A 17,285-nucleotide genomic window follows, 5' to 3' on the forward strand; every position below is an offset into this window, starting at 1 on the left:
AAAAGTCGTTCAATGGCTGATCGCGGAGGCAGCTGCATCAGCGGCCGCGGCGGCCTCGGCACCGGCGCGCCGCCCGGAGACGAAGGCCCAGGCCAGGTGGTGGCCATGGCCCTTGAGCAGCAGGCCGCCCTGCCCGGTCGAGCCGGCGGCATAGAGCCCAGGGATCGGCGCCTCGCCGTCACCGATCACGCGGTGGTGGGCATCCACCAGTAGCCCACCTTCGCTGTGCACGAACACCGAGCGCACGGGTCCGAGTGCGAGGTAGGGGCCCGCGCCCAGTCCACGCGCCTGAGCGGATGCGCGCAGGGCCGATGGGTCCATGCCAAGCGATGCGGCCAAGGTGTCCAGCGTGGGCGCCTGGGTGCAGACATCGCGACGGTTGCGGCGGTAGTCGTCCACGTAGGCGTAGGCAATGCCGGGTGCCGTCGAGATGAAGTTCGGCCAGGCGGAAAAGCGTTGCGCAAGCGCGCGGTCGAGCAGGATGTAGCCTACCTTGTCGGGTTGGTCCGGCAGACGCCACGCAGGCCGGTCGCACTCGTCACCGAAGCGCTCACCGCGGCGATTGACCAAGGCGGCGCCGGCTTCAAAAAGAGCGGGCGACGGCGCCAGCGCGGTGGTGAGGAACTTCATCATCACCGGGCGCAGCAACCAGCCCGGCACGTGGTCCATGGACCATTGCATCAACATGGCCAACCAGCGCCAGGGCGGCAGCCGGCGCACGATGTTTTCGGTGGCTGGTGCGATGAAACGGACCTCGGGCCCCAGCGCCAGATCGCCATTGACGATGCGCGCACCCAGGGCCTCGGCCATGCGCTGGCCGTCGCCTGTGGCGGTGGGGTTCACCCCTTCCACCTTGGACTCCTGCTCACCCATGAAACGGCGCTTGAGTTCGGGGCTGTTGGTGAAGTCACCCGCGGCCAGCACCACACCGCCCCGGGCCTGAAAACGGACCGACGCGCCATTCACCTGCGCCTCCACCCCCGCCACGCGCTCTCCGTCCCGCCACAGCGATGTGACGCACGCGCCGGTGCGGATGTCGACCCCGGCGCGGCGTGCGCGGCGCTCCAGGTGGTAGATGAACGAACGCGAGTTGGGCAGCACGTTGTGCATGCGCGGCTGGCGGTGCGGTGGCTCGGGCATCGGGCCCATGAAGCGCACGCCCGAATCCAGCAACCACTGGAAGGTGTCGGGGATGTGGTCGCACAAGACCCGGCGCAGACCGGCGTTGTCGCGCGCGTCCAGATCACCCGCAAAGCCAGGCATGTCGACCCAGTGATCGGTGGTGTTGTCGGCAATGCCGCGACGTCGCTGGTGCGGCGTGCCGGTGGACGTGACCGAACCAATCGACCAGGCGGTCGATCCGCCCAGGCGATCGTTTTTCTCCAGCAGCAGCACGCGGGCTCCGCGCTCGCGCGCTTCGATGGCAGCGGCCAGGGCCGCGCCACCCCCTCCCACCACGATCACGTCATGCATGGAACACGGTCTTCATTCGATCTTGAGGTTGGCCGCCTCGATCACCGCGCTCCACTTGGCGGTCTCCACCTGGTTGCGCTTGGCCGCGTCGGCGGGCGAACCACCCAGCACCACCACGCCCAGGCTGTCCCAGCGTTTCACCAGCTCGGCGTCCTTCAGCACCGCGTTGATTTCGGTGTTGAGCTTGCTCATCACGGCCGGCGGCAATCCCCTGGGCGCGGAGATGGTGTACCAGGGCACCGACGAATAGCCGGCGACACCGGCCTCCGCCACCGTCGGCACATTGGGCAGGCTGGGGTTGCGCGCAGTGCTGGTCACGCCCAGCGCGCGCACCTTGCCGCCAGGCAGGTGCTGGTGGGCCGTGCCCAGGCTGTCGAAGAGGAAATCGATGCGCCCACCGAGCAGGTCCGTCATGGCCGGTGCGCCGCCCCGGTAGGGCACGTGCACGAAGTCGGTCTTGGTCATGTATCGGAACAGCTCGGCCGCCATGTGCATGGCCGAACCGTTGCCGGCCGAGCCATAGCTCAGCTTGCCAGGCTGGCTCTTCATGAGCGCCAGCAGTTCGCTCACCGACTGGGCCGCAAGGTCCGAGCGAACCAACAGAACACTGGGGCTTTCGGCCACCAGGATCACTGGCTGTAGCTCGTTGACGGGGTCATAACGCAGGTTGGTGTAAAGCTTGGCGGCGCCGTTGTGCGCAATGGTCGCCAGCACCAGCGTGTAACCGTCCGCGGGCGCGCGCGCCACCTGCTCGGCCCCGGTATGGCCACCCGCGCCGGGCTTGTTCTCCACCACCACCGACTGGCCCAGGCGCGTGGTGAGCTTCTCGGCCACGCCACGGGCCAGCAGGTCGGCCGGACCGCCGGCCGAGTACGGCACCACCAGCCGGATCGGCTTGCTGGGGAATGCGTCCTGCGCGAGGGTGGCCAGCGATGCGCCGAGCACGGCGACACCAGCCAGCAAGCGGATGAAGGTCTTGATCATGGTTTGTCTCCGGTTGTTCTGTGTGCGTTGCGCGGGGTCAGTCGAGCTTGAGGTTGGCTGCCTGGATCACGCGCGTCCACTTTTCGGTTTCGCTCTTGAAGAAGGCGTTGGCCTCGGCCGGCGTGTTGGGTTTGTGGCCCATCCCCAGCGTGTTGAAACGCTCCACCACCTCTGGCGAGGCGAGCAGCTTCTCGACGTCACGGTTGAGGCGGGCCACCAACGGTGCGGGCATGCTGGCCGGTGCGGCCAGGGTGAACCACGAGGTGCCGCTGTAGCCCGGCACGCCCGATTCCGCCACGGTGGGCACATCGGGGAATCGGGGGTCGCGCTGCGGGCCCGTCACCGCCAGCGCGCGCAGCTTGCCGCTGCGCACATGCGGCGAGCCAGAGGACAGGTTGTCGAACATCACATCCACCTGTCCCCCGATCAAATCAGTCAGTGCCGGGCCGCTGCCTTTGTAGGGCACGTGATTCATGCGCTGCCCGATGGCGAGCTGGAACAGCTCGGTGACCATGTGCACCGACGAACCCGGGCCAGCCGACGCGTAGTTGATCTTGCCCGGGTTGGCCTTGGCGTCGGCCAGAAAATCGGCAAAGGTCTTGTACTTCGAGTTCTCGGGCACCAGCACGATGTTGGGTGCTTCGCCCAGGATCATGATGGGCTGCAACTCCTTCGCGGGTTCGTAGGTCAGCTTGGAATAGCTGGCATAGGCCGCATGGATGCCGATGGTGCCCACCATGAGCGTGTAGCCATCGCCGGGCGAACGCGCCACGATTTGCGCCCCCACGTGGCCACTGGCGCCGGGCTTGTTGTCCACGATCACGGTCTGGCCATACGCCGGTTGCAGGCGTTCGGCCACGATGCGCGCCAGGATGTCGACCGCGCCACCCGGCGCGAACGGCGCCACGATGCGGATCGGTTTGCTGGGGTAGTCCTGCGCGAACGCAGCACCGACCAGCAATGGGGACGCGATCAGGGCCGCGCCGAGGTGGCGCAGCAGGTTCCGTTTGTTCATGGCGTGTGTCTCCGGAGTTCTTCGAGGGTGATGACCGGGCGCTGCTCGTAGGGCAGGTTCCAGGTCGCGTAGTTGCCGCGGTCGACGATCTGCACCGGCAATTCGATGGACGCAGGGATGGCTTCGCCACGCAGGTGGCGCACTGCGCACTCCGCCGCCAGGTAGGCCATCTGCATGGCGTTGAAGTCGGCGGTGGCCAACATGCGGCCGGCCGCGATGGCTTCGACCGCCTGCGGGATCGCGTTGACGCCCACCACCGTGGCCATCTTGCCCGCCGCTTCGAGTGCATCGAGCACGCCGATGGCCATGATGTCGTTGGCGACCAGGCAGGCGTCGGGTGCATCGTGGGTGTTCAACCAGGCCGCCGTGCGCTCGCGCGCCACATCGCGCGAGTAGTCGCCCGCCAGCTGGCCCACCCATTCGATACCGGGGCAGGCCTGCGTGGCGGCTTGAAAGCCGCGCAGGCGTTCCTGGCTGGTGTAGGACTGCTCGGGTCCGGTGATCACCAGCACGCGTGCGTGCCCGCCGTGATGCGCATAGAGGTACGTGGCGATGGATCGGGCCAGCGCAAAGTCGTCCGAGCTGACGTAGCCCACGCTGGGGGCAGCATCGATCGGGTTGACGAAGCCCACCATCGGAATGCCCGCGTCGGCGATGCGCCGGATCGCGGGGTCCACCTTGGTCGCGTGCACCGGCGACAGGACGAACACATCGGGCCGCGGGTTCAGGGCCAGCGCCTCATCGATCAGTGCGATCTGCTGGTCCGGGTCGTCTGGCGTTTGTGGCACGAAGTGCAGCACCTCGGCAACTCCCAGCGCCGCAGCCGCCCGCTCCGCGCCCAGGCGCGCCGCGCCGTAGGCCGGGTTGGTGAGGTTCTTGGTGAAGACAGCGAGTCTCATGGCCACGCGCCGTCAGACCATGCCGCCGTTGGGTTGCACGATCTGCCCATGAACCCACGAAGCCGCGTCCGACGCGAGGAAAGCCACGACGGCGGCCACCTCGTCTGGCTGGCCCACGCGGTTGAACGGGCTCATGCCGGCCGAGCGCGCGACGGCGGCCTCGTCCTTGCCGGCGCGGAACAGGTCGGTGTCCACCGGGCCGGGGGCCACGCCGTTGACGCGCACCTTGCGCGCAGCCAGCTCTTTCGACATCGATCGCAGCAGGCTTTCCACCGCGGCCTTGCTGGCCGTGTATGGCCCGCCACCTGGCACCGCCACCCGCACCATGGACGTGGTCAGGCCGATGATGTTGCCGCCGTCGGCCACGTGGCGCGCGGCAGCGCTCAGCACGTGGAAGGCGCCCACCAGGTTCACCTCGACCAGCTTGCGAAAGTTCGCCGGATCGAACGTGGCCAGCGGGCCGGGTGGCACGTTGATGCCGGCGTTGGCCACCACGCAGTGCACGGCACCGCCGAAGTCGCGCTGAACGTCGGCAAACACCTGCTCCACCTGCGCGGCCTCGCGCACGTCCACCGAGTAGCCGCGCGTGCGCGCCTCGCCGATGTGCTCGGGCAGGTCGGGTGCGCTGCTCACATAGGTGTAGGCCACGTCGTAGCCGCCGACGGCGAGCGCTTTCACGCTCGCCGCGCCGATGCCGCGCGTACCGCCGAAGACGAGGGCTGTTTTTCTGCTCATGGGGAGATCCTTGGTTGAATCCGTGATGGCCCGATCAGGCCTTGAAGGGCTTGCCGTAGATGGGCTCTTTGTAGGGAATGGGTGGTAGCTGCCAGGTGCCGGTGGACGGCGGGCGCACGTCGGCGTCGACGTGCACGTCGATCACGCAGGGGCGCTTGTTCTTGAGGGCCTGTTGCACGGTGGCCGCCAGGTCCTGCGGGCGGGTCACGGTGAATCCATCGGCGCCACAGGCGCGGGCCCAGGCAGCGAAGTCGGGGTTGTAGCGTTCGCCGCTCTCGCCTTTGTAGAAGGCAGTGCCGATCTCACGACCGTCGAACAGGCCGTATTGCAGGTCGCGAATGGCGCCCCAGGCGAAGTTGTTCCAGATGATCCAGACAACCGGCAGGTTGTATTCCACGGCCGTGCACAGCACGTACGGCGCCATGGTGAAGCCGCCGTCGCCCACCACCGCCACGCAGGGCCGGTCGGGCGCGGCGAGTTGCGCGCCCATGACCCCGCAGACACCGAAGCCCATGCTGGAATAGCCCCAGCTGTTGAGCATGCTTTGCGGCCGGCGCGCCTGCCAGAACTGCATGAACCAGTTGTGGTGCACGCCCGAGTCGAGCGCGAGGATCACGTCGTCCGGCAAGACCTTCTGCAAGGTGCCGACGACGAACTCGGGTCGCAGCGGGCTGGTGGAGTCGCTGAAGTGCGGCCGCACGAAGGCCTCCCACTGCGCCTGCCAACCCTGCACCTGGGCCAGCCAGGGCGCGAAGCGGCTGGCCGTGATGTCCGGGCGCTGCGCCAGCGCATTGAGCAGCTGCCGCGTGAACACCTTGACGTCGGCGATCACGCCGAGATCGGGCGCGTAGTTGCGGCCCAGCTCCTGCGGGTCGATGTCCACGTGCACCAGGCGCGTGGTGGGAAAGTTCCAGGAATAGCCCTCGTGCCAACTGGACGAGCTGCGGTCGTCGAACCGTGTGCCCAAGGTGATCACCAGGTCGGCGCGGCGGCCCGCCTCGTTGGCCGGGTAGGCGCCGTTGCGGCCGATGAAGCCCAGCGCCAGCGGGTGGTCGCCGCGGATGCAGCCCATGCCGTTGGGCGAGGTGATGACCGGAATGCCCAGACGTTCAGCCAGCTCGGTGATTTCATCGCCGGCTTCGGACAAGGTGGCCCCGTGACCGATGAAAAGCGCCGGTTGCTGCGCGGCGGCCAGCAGGTCCAGCGCGGTAGCCACGTCGGCGTCGTTGGCACCCGGGCGGTGAGCGCGGTGGATGTGCGAGGCGGGTGGCAGCTCGACGTCCGCTTCCTCCTGGTACACGTTGTAGGGGATGTCCAGGTTCACCGGGCCGGGCCGGCCCGTGACCATGGTGTCCATGGCTTGGCGCAGGGCCAGCGGCAACATGTCGACACGACTGGGCTGGAAGGCGCGTTTGACCACCGGGCGCATCACCTGCGCGAAGTCGGCCTGGTTGTGCTTGTACAGCTCCTGGAACGGCGCGCGGTTGTGCTGCGACGTGGGCACGTTGGAGGTGATGCACAGGAAGGCCGACGAGTCCGACAGCGCGGTGGCGCAGGACATCACCATGTTGGCCGAGCCAGGGCCGGTGGAAGTGAGCGTGGCCACCGGTTTGTGCTTGACGCGAAAGTAGGCGTCGGCCATGTGGCCGGCGCACTGCTCGTGGCGTGGCGAGACCAGCTGCAGCTGGTCTTTCACGTCGTACAGCGCGTCCAGGATGCCGACGTTGCCGTGGCCGCAGATGCCGAACACATAGGGCACCTTCTCCTGAACGAGGTACTGGGCGATCAGTTCGCCGCCTTTCATCTTGGGCATGGGAGTGTTCCGTTCTCTGTCAATCGTTCGCTGTCTGTCGTTCGTCGCCGGTCAGTTGGTGGTGAAGGTCACCACGCGCTCTTCCGTCATTTCGTGTACCGCGTAGCGCGGGCCTTCGCGGCCGAAGCCGCTGTCCTTGGAGCCACCGTACGGCATGAGGTCCACCCGCGAGCTGGATGTCTCGTTGATGTGCACCCCGCCCACCTCCAGTTGCTGCGCCGCCGCGAAGGCAGCGTCGAGCTGGTTGGTGAAGATGCCGGTGGCCAGACCAAAGGGTGTGGCGTTCACCCGCGCGACGGCCTGCGCCAGCGTCTTGAACGGCACGACGCACACCACCGGGCCGAACACCTCGCTGCAGCCCACGCGCATGTCGTCGCGAATGTTGGTGAGCAGCGTGGGCGGCACCACGGCACCCTGGCGCGCGCCGCCGGCCAGGCGTTTGGCGCCCGAGGCCATGGCCTCCTCGATCCAGGCTTCGATGCGAATGGCGGCGTCCTCGCTGATGACCGGGCCGACGAAGGTCTTGTCGTCGGAGGGATCGCCATACGCCAGGGCCTGCACCATCGACGCCAACCGCTGCTCCACCTCGGCTTGCAGGGATTCATGCACCAGCAGCAATTGCACCGAGGTGCAAACCTGACCGGCCTTGCGGTAACCCGCGTTGACGATCTTGGGCAGGGCCGCGTCCAGGCGTGCGTCCTCACAAAGAATGGTGCAGGCAATCGACCCCAGCTCCATCTGCGTGCGCCGCAGGCCGGCGGCCTGCTGGATCAGGCGACCCACTTCGGTGCTGCCGGTGAATGCGAAGAAGCGAACGCGCGGGTCGGCCTGCAGCCAGCCCACCACGTCACCGCTGCCGTGCAACACGCTCAGAAAGCCCGGTGGCAGACCGGCTTCCATCAGCACCTCGGCCAGCAGGCAGGCCGTCAGCGGCGTGTGGGTGGAGGGCTTGAGGATGACCGCATTGCCCGCGGCAAACGCTGGCGCGACCTTGTGCGTCACCGTGTTGAGCGGCGAGTTGAACGGCGTGATGGCCGCCACCACGCCCAGCGGCACGCGGATGGTGAAGCCCAGCCGACCGGCCGCGCCCGGCGCTCCCGCCAGGGGAATCACGTCGCCCGCCAGACGGCGCGCCTCGTCGGCCGACAGCTTGAGCGTTTGCAGGCAGCGGCGCACCTCGCCCATGGCGTCGCTCTGGGTAAAGCCCGCCTCGCGCTGCATGGCTCGCACAAACGCATCGGCGCGGGCCTCCAGCAAGGTCGCAGCGCGGTCGAGCACAACGCCGCGCTCGTAGGCCGACGGCACACCTGCCCGGAAGGCGGCGTGCGCCAGTTCCACGGCACGCTGTACCTGGGCCGCATCGGCCTGCGTCAGGGTCGCGAACGGCTGCTGCGAGTATTTGTCACGCACCGTCACGCGCACGCCCTCGCCATCCACCCATTGACCATTGATGAGCTGGCGCAGCACGCCATGGCGATCCGCTTCCTGTACGGCGTTTGCCTGGCGCTCCATCACAGCACCTCCTCTTCGTCCGACGCCGGCGTGGTGATCACGAGGAACACCAGCCCCGCGGTCCCGGTGTTGGTGAAGCTGTGGCGCACGCCCGGCGGCACGAACACATAGTCGTGCGGGTGCATGAGGTGACGCTGATCGTCCAGCGTGAGCACGCCCTCGCCTTCCAGCACGTAGTAGATCTGTTCCTGCACCTTGTGCACATGCTCCTGCACGCTAGCCATGGGCGCATAGCGCGAGATGCGGAAGTCCACCCGCGAACTGCCGGTGGTGTCGGGACCGGCGAGCTCCTTGGAGAGCGCACCACCGAAGTGGCCCGGATATTCCTTCCAGGGCAGGTGCGCCATTTTTTCCAGCAGCAGACGGGGGCCTTGTTTTTGGTTCATGGTTGTCATTCCTTGTCCGGGCCTCACAGCCACAGGATCTTCTTGCGGTAATCGAGGTCGGTGAGCAAGGGCTCGGCGGGCCCTTCGTGGAACACCGCGCCGCGCTCGAGGGCATACACGCGGTCGGCGAGGGCCAGCACGAGGTCGAGGTTGTGCTCCACGATGACGATGGACACATGCTGGCGCAAGCGGTCAAACACGGTGAACAGCTCCTGCACCACGGTGGGGGCCAGGCCTTCGAAGGGCTCGTCGAGCAACAGCAGCTGCACATTGCCCGACAGCGCGCGCGCCACCGCCACCATCTGCTGCTCACCACCCGACAGGTAGTCGGCTGCGATGTGCATGCGCTCGCGGATGCGCGGGAAGTACTCGACGATCTTCTCTTCGTCCCAGACCACACCGGTGCGCCCATCGGTGGGACGGGCCAGTCGGCCCAGTGCCAGGTTTTCGGCCACCGTCATGCCCGCGAACAGGCCGCGACCCTGCGGCACATAACCGATGCCCAGGCGCGCGATGTCGGGCGCAGCCAATCCGGCAATGTCGCGACCGTTGAAAACCACGCGGCCACTGGCCGGCGGCACCAGGCCCACCAGGCTCTTGAGCAAGGTGGACTTGCCCGCCCCATTGCGACCCAGCAGCGCCACGATCTCGCCCTGGCGCACCTGCAGGCTGGCGTCGTTGAGGATGTGACTCTTGCCGTAAAAGGCGTTGACTTGGTGGAAGTCGAGCACCAGGGGCCGTTGACCACTTGCGACGTCGCTGCGGCCAGTGACTGGGGGCGTGCCGCTGCCGGTGTAGATGGCCTGCACCCGCTCGTCGTCGCGCACGGCGTCGGGCGTGCCGCTCATGAGCACCTCGCCCTGGTTCATCACCGTCACGCGGTGAGACAGGGCGAGCACCCGGTCGATGTCGTGCTCGACGATGAGCACCGGAATGTTGCTGGCAATGGTGGCCACCAGGCGCGACACGCGCTCGCGCTCGGCCGCGGCCAGCCCGGCCAGCGGTTCGTCCATCAACAGCACCTGCGGCTTGGAGCCGAGCGCAATGCCCAGGTCCACCAGGCGCTGGCCACCATAGGAAAGATCCCCACCGCCCACCGATTCCATGCCCTCCAGGCCGAGGAACTTCATCAGTTCGGCGGTTTCTGCCTGGATGGTCGGGAAGCTGTCGATGTCGCGCCAGAAGTTGAAGCGCGCCGGGTGACGGGCCTGTAGCGACAGGCGCAGGTTCTCCTGGATGCTCAGCCCCTTGAACAGGTTGGTGATCTGGAACGAGCGCGCCAGGCCCTGCTGGCAGATGCGGTCGGGTGGCAAGTGGTGAATCGGCTGGCCGTGCAGGCTCACCGAGCCCGCGCTGGGCGCGAACATGCCGGAGATCAGGTTGAAGGTGGTGGTCTTGCCCGCGCCGTTGGGGCCGATGAGCGCGTGGATCTGACCGGCCTGCACCGCAAGGTTGGCCCCGCGCACGGCCTGGATGCCGCCAAAGCGCATGTCCACGGCCTGGGCTTCGAGCACCGTCCCTTCGCGGCGGGCGGGCCGCAGGAAGGCGGGCAGGGGCAGGCCCTCGTAGATCTTGCGCTTGCTCATGGCGGCGCTGTCGTTGGGCGGCGGGTGCAGGCGGCGCTGTATCTGGGCCCAGATGCCGGCCAGGCCTGCGGGCGAAAAAATGATGAAGCCGACAAAGATCAGGCCGAAGTACAGCAGCCAGTTGTCGGTCCACATCGAGAACAGTTCGCGGAACAGCAGGAAGAACAACGCCCCCAGTGCCGGCCCCAGGAAGCTGTGCATGCCACCAATGACGACCATGGCCAGCAGCTCGCCCGAAAAATGCACCGCCGTGGATTCGGCGGCTGCCAATCGGTGCAGGAACACCAGCAGCGAGCCGGCCAATGCGGTCACGCAAGCGGACAGCACGAAGGCCAGCAGCTTGTAGCGGTTCACGTCGTAGCCCTGGAACGTGGCGCGTTGTTGGTTCTCGCGGATGGCCACGAGCACGTGCCCGAACGGCGAGCGGACCACGCGGTACAGCGCGCACACGACCACGAAGGCCACGACCGCCGCAAACACGTAATAGCTCAGGTGGCCATTCAGGTCGATGGGACCGAACCGCGCGCGCTCAATGCCTCCCAGTCCACCTTCGCCACCCGTCAGGCTCGTCCAGCGAAACGAGACGGCAAAGGTCAGCGCGCACAGGGCCAGGGTAAGCAGCGAGAAGTAGACACCGCGCCGGCGCAGGATCAGGAAGCCGACCACCAGCGACAACGCCGCCGTGAACAGCACCGCGAACAACATGGGCAACAGCATCTGATTGGGAAACCAGTGCACCTGCGCCAACCCCGCGGCGTAGCTGCCGATGCCGAACCAGGCCGCATGCCCGAAGGAAACCAGGCCGGTGTAGCCCACGAGCAGGTTCAGCCCCATGGCCGCCAGCGCGAGGATGACGACAACAGTCGCGGCGTCCAGCGTCAGGCCGATGGCCTGGAACACCAGCGGCAGCAGCACCAGGGAAGCACCGGCGATCCACAGCACACGGTATTTGGGTGTCAGAAAGGCACTCATTCTTCTGTTTCTCACTCGAAGCGCTCGATGCGCTCACCCAGCAGGCCACGCGGACGGAACATCAACACCAGGAACATCAGCACGTACATCGACGCTTCGCTGGCGGCTGGCACAAAGTGCGTGGTGACGCCACGCACCACGCCCACCAGGAACGCGGCCAGCACCACACCCCAGAAGCTGCCAAGCCCGCCGATCACCACGACAACGAACGCCACGGTCATGATCTCCATGCCCATGGCCGGATGCACCATGGCAATGGGGCCGAACAGCACACCACCCAGCGCGGCCGTGGCCACACCCAGCACGACGATGGCGGTCATGTAGGGCTGCAGCCGGATGCCCAGCACCGCCACCATGTCGGGCTTTTGCACGCCCGCGCGCACCACGCGTCCGAACGCTGTCTTGTGCAGCAGCAACCAGATGCCCGACATCACAACGATCACCACCGCCAGGATGAACAGGCGGTAGCGCGAGAACAGGAACTCGCCCACCAACACGTTGCCCTTGAAGGCCGCCGGCATGTTCGATGGCAACGGGGCCGAGCCCCAGATCATGCGCAGCGCCTGCTCGGCAACCAGGGCCAGGCCGAAGGTGACCAGCAGGCTCAGGATCGGGTCGGCGGTGTAGAAGCGGCGCAGCAGGTAGCGCTCGAACAGGATGCCGAGCAGGCCCACGAGCAAGGGCGTGATGAGGATGCTGGCGCCGAAGCCCGCGAAGCGGATCACCTCCAGCGACAAGTAGGCACCCAGCGCATAGAAGGCGCCGTGCGACAGGTTCACGATGCCGCCCACGCTGAAGATCAGCGAAAGGCCCAGCGCGAGCAGCAGGTAGTAGCCCCCGAGCACCAGGCCGTTGACGACCTGTTCGAGCAAGAACACGATTTCCATGGAATGGCGGAAGGAGTGATGACGCCGACGCCGCAGACAAGCGACGTCGGCCGGTGTGAATCAGCGCATCACGTGGTGGCGCGTCACATCTTGCAAGCGCTCTCCGAGCGTGTCGGCGCGAGCTTCTCCAGCGGTTCGTTCGGTGCGGGCACCGCATCACCGAACAGCAGGAAGTCCTGCGGGCCCTTGGACTGGCCTTTGGGCTTCACCGTGAAGGGATAGGCTTCCTGCATGAGCTGGTGGTCCCAGCTGCGGAAGTAGGCCTTGCGCGACTTGAGCACGTCGAACTGCGCCTCGGACTCGAAGTACGCGATCAGCTTGTCGGTGTCGGTCGACTTCGTCTCCTTCATCGCCTGCACCATCATCATGAGCGAGACGTACTCGATCCACGCGTGGTTCTCAGGCATGCGGCCGTACTTCTTGGTGAAGCGCTCGACAAACGACTGGGTGCCCGGTGTCTTGATCTCGTGGTGCCAGACCGTGGGCCAGATGCCACCCAGGTTGCCCTCACCCGCGGCCCAGGCGTCGGCGGTGTTCAGGTTGAAACCCGCCACCGGGAACTTCAGACCGAACTCGGCGTACTGCTTGACGAAGTTGGTGACCTGGTTGCCCCCGAGGTTGGTGGCAATCAGGTCGGGCCGGGCCTGACGGATCTTGAGCAGCTGCGGGCTGAAGTCGGTCAGGTCGGTGGCCACGAGTTCGTCGCCAATCACCGTGCCGCCATTGTTGGTGAAGAAGCGCTTGGCCGCACGCGACAGGTCGTGCCCGAACAGGTAGTCGGAGGTGAGCGCAAAGATCTTCTTGTCCTTGACCAGGCCCTGGCGTAGCAAGGCTTCCCCTGCGGCGTTGACCATCACCGTGACAGGGATGTCCACGTGGAAGGTGTAGCGGTTGCAGTCCTTGCCGCGCAGGGCATCCGAGCGTGCACCGATGCTCATGAACAACACCTTGTTGCGCGCGGCCACCTGCGAGATGGTGAGTGCCGATGCGGAGTTGATCTCGCCCATCAGCACGTGCACCTTCTCGCGCTCGATCATTCGTTGCGCCTTGCTCGATGCGGTCTGCGGGTTCACCGAATCTTCGCTGGTGAGCTCGATCTGCCGACCATTGACGCCACCCGCAGCGTTGACCTCTTCGACCGCCATCTTGATGCCTTGCACTGCGTAGCTACCGAGTGCGCCCAGGAAGCCCGTCAACGGCGTGAGATGGCCGATGCGGATCGGTTCGTTGCCCTGCGCAAAGGCGGGAAGCCCCAGCGCGGTACTGCCAGCGACCAATGCGCCGGCCTTGAGCAGCGTGCGACGCTGCGTTCCCATGTCCTGTGTCTTGTCCACGTCTTGTCTCCTCGTTTTGGGGTTTTCACCTTGTTGCGGGAGGCATGATAGGAAGCACCAGTCAGAGTGAAAAATACTGTTTTCCGAGATTGGATAGAAGAAAATCCTATAGCCCTGAAAACCCTCACCGGACGCCTGCAGACGTCCGCCAGCCACATGGACTTTCGTCAGCTCAAATACTTCGTCCAGATTGTCGAGAGCGGCAGCCTCGCCAAGGCGTCACGCCAACTGTTCATCGCTCAGCCCGCCTTGAGCCAGCAGATCGCCAAGCTCGAAGCGGAGGTTGGAAAGCCCCTGCTGATCCGCACGGCCAAGGGCGTGACACCGACCGAAAGCGGCACCGCCTTGCATCACCACGCGCGCTTCATGCTGCGCCAGCTCGAGCAGGCCTTGAGCATCGCCCGGCAGGACCCAGGCTCGGTGCACGGCATGGTCTCGGTGGGCCTTGCCGCCACCACGGTGTGCGCGGTCGGTGTGAGTTTCATGCGGCGCATCCGCGAGAAGTACCCCGGCATCGTGCTGAACGTGGTGGAAGGCATGAGCGGCCACCTGGCCCAGATGATGCGAATGGGTCAGCTCGATCTGGCCATCCTGTTCAGCCGCGACGCGGTGCCCGACCTCCCGTGCGAACCACTGGTCGAGGAAGCGCTGTTTGTGATGCTGCCGCAGGACAGCGATCTGGTGCCTCAGCGGCGTGTGAAGATCAGCTGCGCAGAAACAGCGGCCTTGCCGCTGATCCTGCCGACCAGCATTCACGGCCTGCGTCGCCGTATCACCACCGAGTTTGAACAGCGCAGTTTGACGGCGCACGTGGTGGCGGAAATCGACTCCCTGTCGCTGTTGATGAGCTGTGTGCGAGATGGCCTGGGCGCCACCATCAAGCCCATGGCGGCGGCCTTGCTGGAGGGTCGCATGCGTGAGCGCTGGCGCACGCTGGCCTTCTCGGACGCCGACATGAAGCGGCCGAACTATCTCTATTCGGTGGAACCGGCGCGCCTGTCGCCAGCCGCAGCGGTGGTGCGCAGCGAACTGCGCGATACCGTGAAGGACCTGGTGCGCGACGGCGTCTGGCGCGGCGTGAACCTGAGCTAGTCCGAACCCAGACCGATCGGGTTGGGCAAGCGCCGCTCCACCGCGTGACGCAGCAGCGAGGCGGTTCGAAACACGCCGTGCGCGAACTTCCCATACGGCAGCGTGGCGAACAGGGCCATCACCGCGCCCAGGTGCAGGCACAGCAGCACCGTCATCGCAGGGGTGGCACGACCCCACCACAGCAGCAGGCCGCTGGCACTGGTCAGGAACAGCAGGGCGATGAAGCCCAGGTCCATCGGCTTTTGCGCGGCATCGCCGTGCAGCGGGTGGCGTCGCCGGTTAAACCGCCACAGACCCGCCGTGCCGGCCATCAGCATCAAGCCCCCGGCGCCACCCAGCAGCTTGGGCAGGCTGGGCAGGTCATAGGGCGCCACCCAACCGAACAGGTAGTGGTAGAGCGTGCCCACGCTGGTGGCCGCAAAACACAGCAGGAAGCCATAGAAAGTGAGGTGGTGCAAGCGCCGCCGCGAGAGCGTGTAGGCGTCGTCGTCGTTGTGGCAGCCATCGCCGTGGCCACCGTCCAGGTACTTCAGCCGCAACACATCGTGTGCGGCCTCGGCCGCCGCGGGCGCTTTCACGTCCACCGCACCGGTGACGGGTTTGATGTCGCGCCAGAAGCGGCGCACCCCCATGGCGAGCGCAAACACCACAAAGGCGAACACCGGCAGAAAGATCGATACCAGCAGGTTGTGTGGAAACACGCGGTAGAAGTCACCCGCTGAGGCGTGGCTCCACAACGATCCTTGCGTGGCGGCGGCCATCATCAAGAACAGCGCCAATGCCAGCGCCAGTGCCACGGAAAGCACCAGCCCGTTGCGCTGGTAGAGCACACCCAGTGCCGGCGGCCAGGCGTAATCGGCATAGGTCTGGCCACGCACCTGGGCCATGGCCTGCGGCACGTTCACGGCGAAGTCGTGCGGTGGCGCGTACTGGCAGGCATGCAGGCAGGCACCGCAGTTGTGACACAGGTTGGCCAGGAAGTGCACCTCGGCCTTGCCGAATTCGAGCCGGCGCGTCATGGCCGGGAACACCGCACAAAAGCCTTCGCAGTAGCGGCAGGCGTTGCAGATCTGCAGCTGGCGCGCCACCTCGGTCTCGGGTGCGGACAGCGGTTCTCCCTGCGCCAGCGCGCGCGCGTCACGCGCAAGGGCTTCAAGCGACTGCATGAGCCACCCCTTTCACGGCGGCCGCGGCGGCGCGGGTGCCGGCAATGCGACCGAAGGCCGTGCCAATGGACATGCCCACGCCCGCGGTGTAGCCCTTGCCCAGCACGTTGCCGGCCATCATTTCGCCGGCCACAAAGAGGTTGTCGCTGGGCACGCCGTTGAACCGCACGGCGGCGGTGTCGTCAGTCTTGAGGCCCAGATAGGTGAAGGTGACGCCCGGGCGCAGGGCGTAGCCGTAAAACGGTGCGGTGTCGATCGGCCGCGCCCAGTGCGTCTTGGCCGGCGCAAGACCATCGGTGTGGCAATCGTCGAGCGCGGTGTGATCGAACGTACCCACGCGGCAGGCGGCGTTGTAGTCGTTGAGGGTCTGCATGAAGGTGGTCTCGTCCAGGCCCAGCTGGCGCGCGAGTTCGGGCAGGCTGTCGGCCTTGACGCCCGGGAACACGGGCGGCATGAAGCGGCCAATGGCCTTGGCGTCGATCACGGAGTAGGCGATCTGATCGGGCTGCTGTGCGACCAGACGACCCCAGATGGCGTATCGCTTGGGCCAGAAGTCCTCGCCCTCGTCGTAGAAGCGGCGCGCGTCGCGGTTCACCACCACGCCCAACGACACGCAGTCAATGCGCGTGCAGATGCCACCGTCGTAGAGCGGCGCGCGCGCGTCGATGGCCACCATGTGGGCCTGCGTCGGGTCACCGATGCGGTCGGCCCCGTGGTCGTCGATCAGGTGCTTGAGCAACACGCCCTGGTTGAAGGCGGTGCCGCGGATCAGGAAGTTGTCGGCCGGCCACTCCCCGCGTTCGTTGCGGCCCCAGGCCTCGCGCAACCAGCCGCGGTTGGATTCGAACCCCCCGGCGGCCAGCACGCAGGTGCGCGCCGTGAGGCGCTCACCGTTCTTGAGGTGGGCCGCCAGAAAGCGACCGTCCTGCACGTCGATGCGCTCCACCGGGGCTTCGTAGCGGATCTTCACACCCAGACGCTCGGCGCTTCGGTAGTACGCGTTCACCAGGGCCTTGCCACCCCCCATGAAGAAGGCGTTGGTGCGCGCCACGTGCAACGCACCCGACAACGGCGGCTGGAAGTGCACGCCGTGGCTGCGCATCCAGTCGCGGCAGGTCGACGAAGCTCGAATGGTCAGTCGCGCGAGGTGTTCGTCGGTGATGCCACCCGTCACCTTGAGCAGGTCTTGCCAGTACTCCTCTTCGGGGTAGGCATCGACCAGCACGTCTTGCGGAGCGTCGTGCATGCAGCGCAGGTTGCGCGTGTGGGCGGAGTTGCCACCGCGCCAGGCACGCGGCGCCGCCTCCAGCAGCAGCACACTGGCGCCTGCTTCCCGGGCCATGAGGGCTGCACACAAGGCCGCGTTGCCGCCGCCGATCACCAATACATCGATATCCATGGCGCCTTCGGAATCAGCGCCGATGACCGTTC

At 66.6% G+C, this 17,285-nt stretch carries 14 protein-coding genes; 1 reads left to right on the forward strand and 13 read right to left on the reverse strand.

What is annotated here, in order from left to right; all coding sequences use genetic code 11:
- Positions 1–9 precede the first annotated feature (9 nt).
- The 11 genes from KF871_RS03020 to KF871_RS03070 form a co-directional block, all read right to left on the reverse strand.
- Positions 10–1,473: an FAD-dependent oxidoreductase gene (locus tag KF871_RS03020; protein WP_291138112.1), complete on the reverse strand. Its 1,464-nt coding sequence runs from the start codon at positions 1,471–1,473 to the stop codon at positions 10–12.
- Positions 1,474–1,485: 12 nt separating this feature from the next.
- Positions 1,486–2,457: a tripartite tricarboxylate transporter substrate binding protein gene (locus KF871_RS03025; protein WP_291138115.1), complete on the reverse strand. Its 972-nt coding sequence runs from the start codon at positions 2,455–2,457 to the stop codon at positions 1,486–1,488.
- 37 nt (positions 2,458–2,494) lie between these two features.
- Positions 2,495–3,472, reverse strand: coding sequence for a tripartite tricarboxylate transporter substrate binding protein (locus KF871_RS03030; RefSeq protein WP_291138118.1), 978 nt, complete (start codon positions 3,470–3,472; stop codon positions 2,495–2,497).
- Complete coding sequence (locus tag KF871_RS03035; RefSeq protein WP_291138121.1) at positions 3,469–4,371, reverse strand: sugar ABC transporter substrate-binding protein; 903 nt, start codon at positions 4,369–4,371, stop codon at positions 3,469–3,471. Before KF871_RS03035 ends, KF871_RS03030 begins: the two co-directional genes overlap by 4 nt.
- Before the next feature lie 12 nt (positions 4,372–4,383).
- Positions 4,384–5,106 (reverse strand): SDR family oxidoreductase, encoded by a 723-nt coding sequence (locus KF871_RS03040; RefSeq protein WP_291138123.1) that lies wholly within the window; start codon positions 5,104–5,106, stop codon positions 4,384–4,386.
- A gap of 34 nt (positions 5,107–5,140) precedes the next feature.
- Entirely contained in the window at positions 5,141–6,919 is a 1,779-nt protein-coding gene (locus KF871_RS03045) for a thiamine pyrophosphate-binding protein (protein WP_291138126.1), read from the reverse strand.
- Between the two features lie 51 nt (positions 6,920–6,970).
- Positions 6,971–8,431, reverse strand: a complete 1,461-nt coding sequence (locus KF871_RS03050; RefSeq protein ID WP_291138129.1) for an aldehyde dehydrogenase family protein — start codon at positions 8,429–8,431, stop codon at positions 6,971–6,973.
- Positions 8,431–8,817 carry a cupin domain-containing protein gene (locus tag KF871_RS03055; protein ID WP_291138132.1) on the reverse strand — a complete coding sequence of 129 codons (387 nt, stop codon included), beginning with the start codon at positions 8,815–8,817 and terminating at the stop codon, positions 8,431–8,433. Before KF871_RS03055 ends, KF871_RS03050 begins: the two co-directional genes overlap by 1 nt.
- A 23-nt stretch (positions 8,818–8,840) precedes the next feature.
- Positions 8,841–11,375 carry a branched-chain amino acid ABC transporter ATP-binding protein/permease gene (locus KF871_RS03060; RefSeq protein ID WP_291138135.1) on the reverse strand — a complete coding sequence of 845 codons (2,535 nt, stop codon included), beginning with the start codon at positions 11,373–11,375 and terminating at the stop codon, positions 8,841–8,843.
- 11 nt (positions 11,376–11,386) lie between these two features.
- Complete coding sequence (locus tag KF871_RS03065) at positions 11,387–12,262, reverse strand: branched-chain amino acid ABC transporter permease (RefSeq protein WP_291138138.1); 876 nt, start codon at positions 12,260–12,262, stop codon at positions 11,387–11,389.
- Between the two features lie 83 nt (positions 12,263–12,345).
- Entirely contained in the window at positions 12,346–13,596 is a 1,251-nt protein-coding gene (locus KF871_RS03070; protein WP_291138142.1) for an ABC transporter substrate-binding protein, read from the reverse strand.
- A gap of 156 nt (positions 13,597–13,752) precedes the next feature.
- On the opposite strand from KF871_RS03070, the gene KF871_RS03075 reads away from it, so the two are divergent.
- Positions 13,753–14,688: a LysR substrate-binding domain-containing protein gene (locus KF871_RS03075; RefSeq protein WP_291138145.1), complete on the forward strand. Its 936-nt coding sequence runs from the start codon at positions 13,753–13,755 to the stop codon at positions 14,686–14,688.
- Here KF871_RS03075 and tcuB read toward each other — a convergent pair.
- Positions 14,685–15,854 (reverse strand): tricarballylate utilization 4Fe-4S protein TcuB, encoded by a 1,170-nt coding sequence (gene tcuB / locus KF871_RS03080; RefSeq protein WP_291138148.1) that lies wholly within the window; start codon positions 15,852–15,854, stop codon positions 14,685–14,687. The genes KF871_RS03075 and tcuB overlap by 4 nt on opposite strands.
- Positions 15,841–17,253 carry an FAD-dependent tricarballylate dehydrogenase TcuA gene (gene tcuA, locus KF871_RS03085; protein ID WP_291138151.1) on the reverse strand — a complete coding sequence of 471 codons (1,413 nt, stop codon included), beginning with the start codon at positions 17,251–17,253 and terminating at the stop codon, positions 15,841–15,843. The genes tcuB and tcuA overlap by 14 nt, the downstream gene beginning before the upstream one ends.
- Positions 17,254–17,285 lie beyond the last annotated feature (32 nt).

Source organism: Hydrogenophaga sp. (genome assembly GCF_019635465.1).
GTDB lineage: Bacteria > Pseudomonadota > Gammaproteobacteria > Burkholderiales > Burkholderiaceae_C > Hydrogenophaga.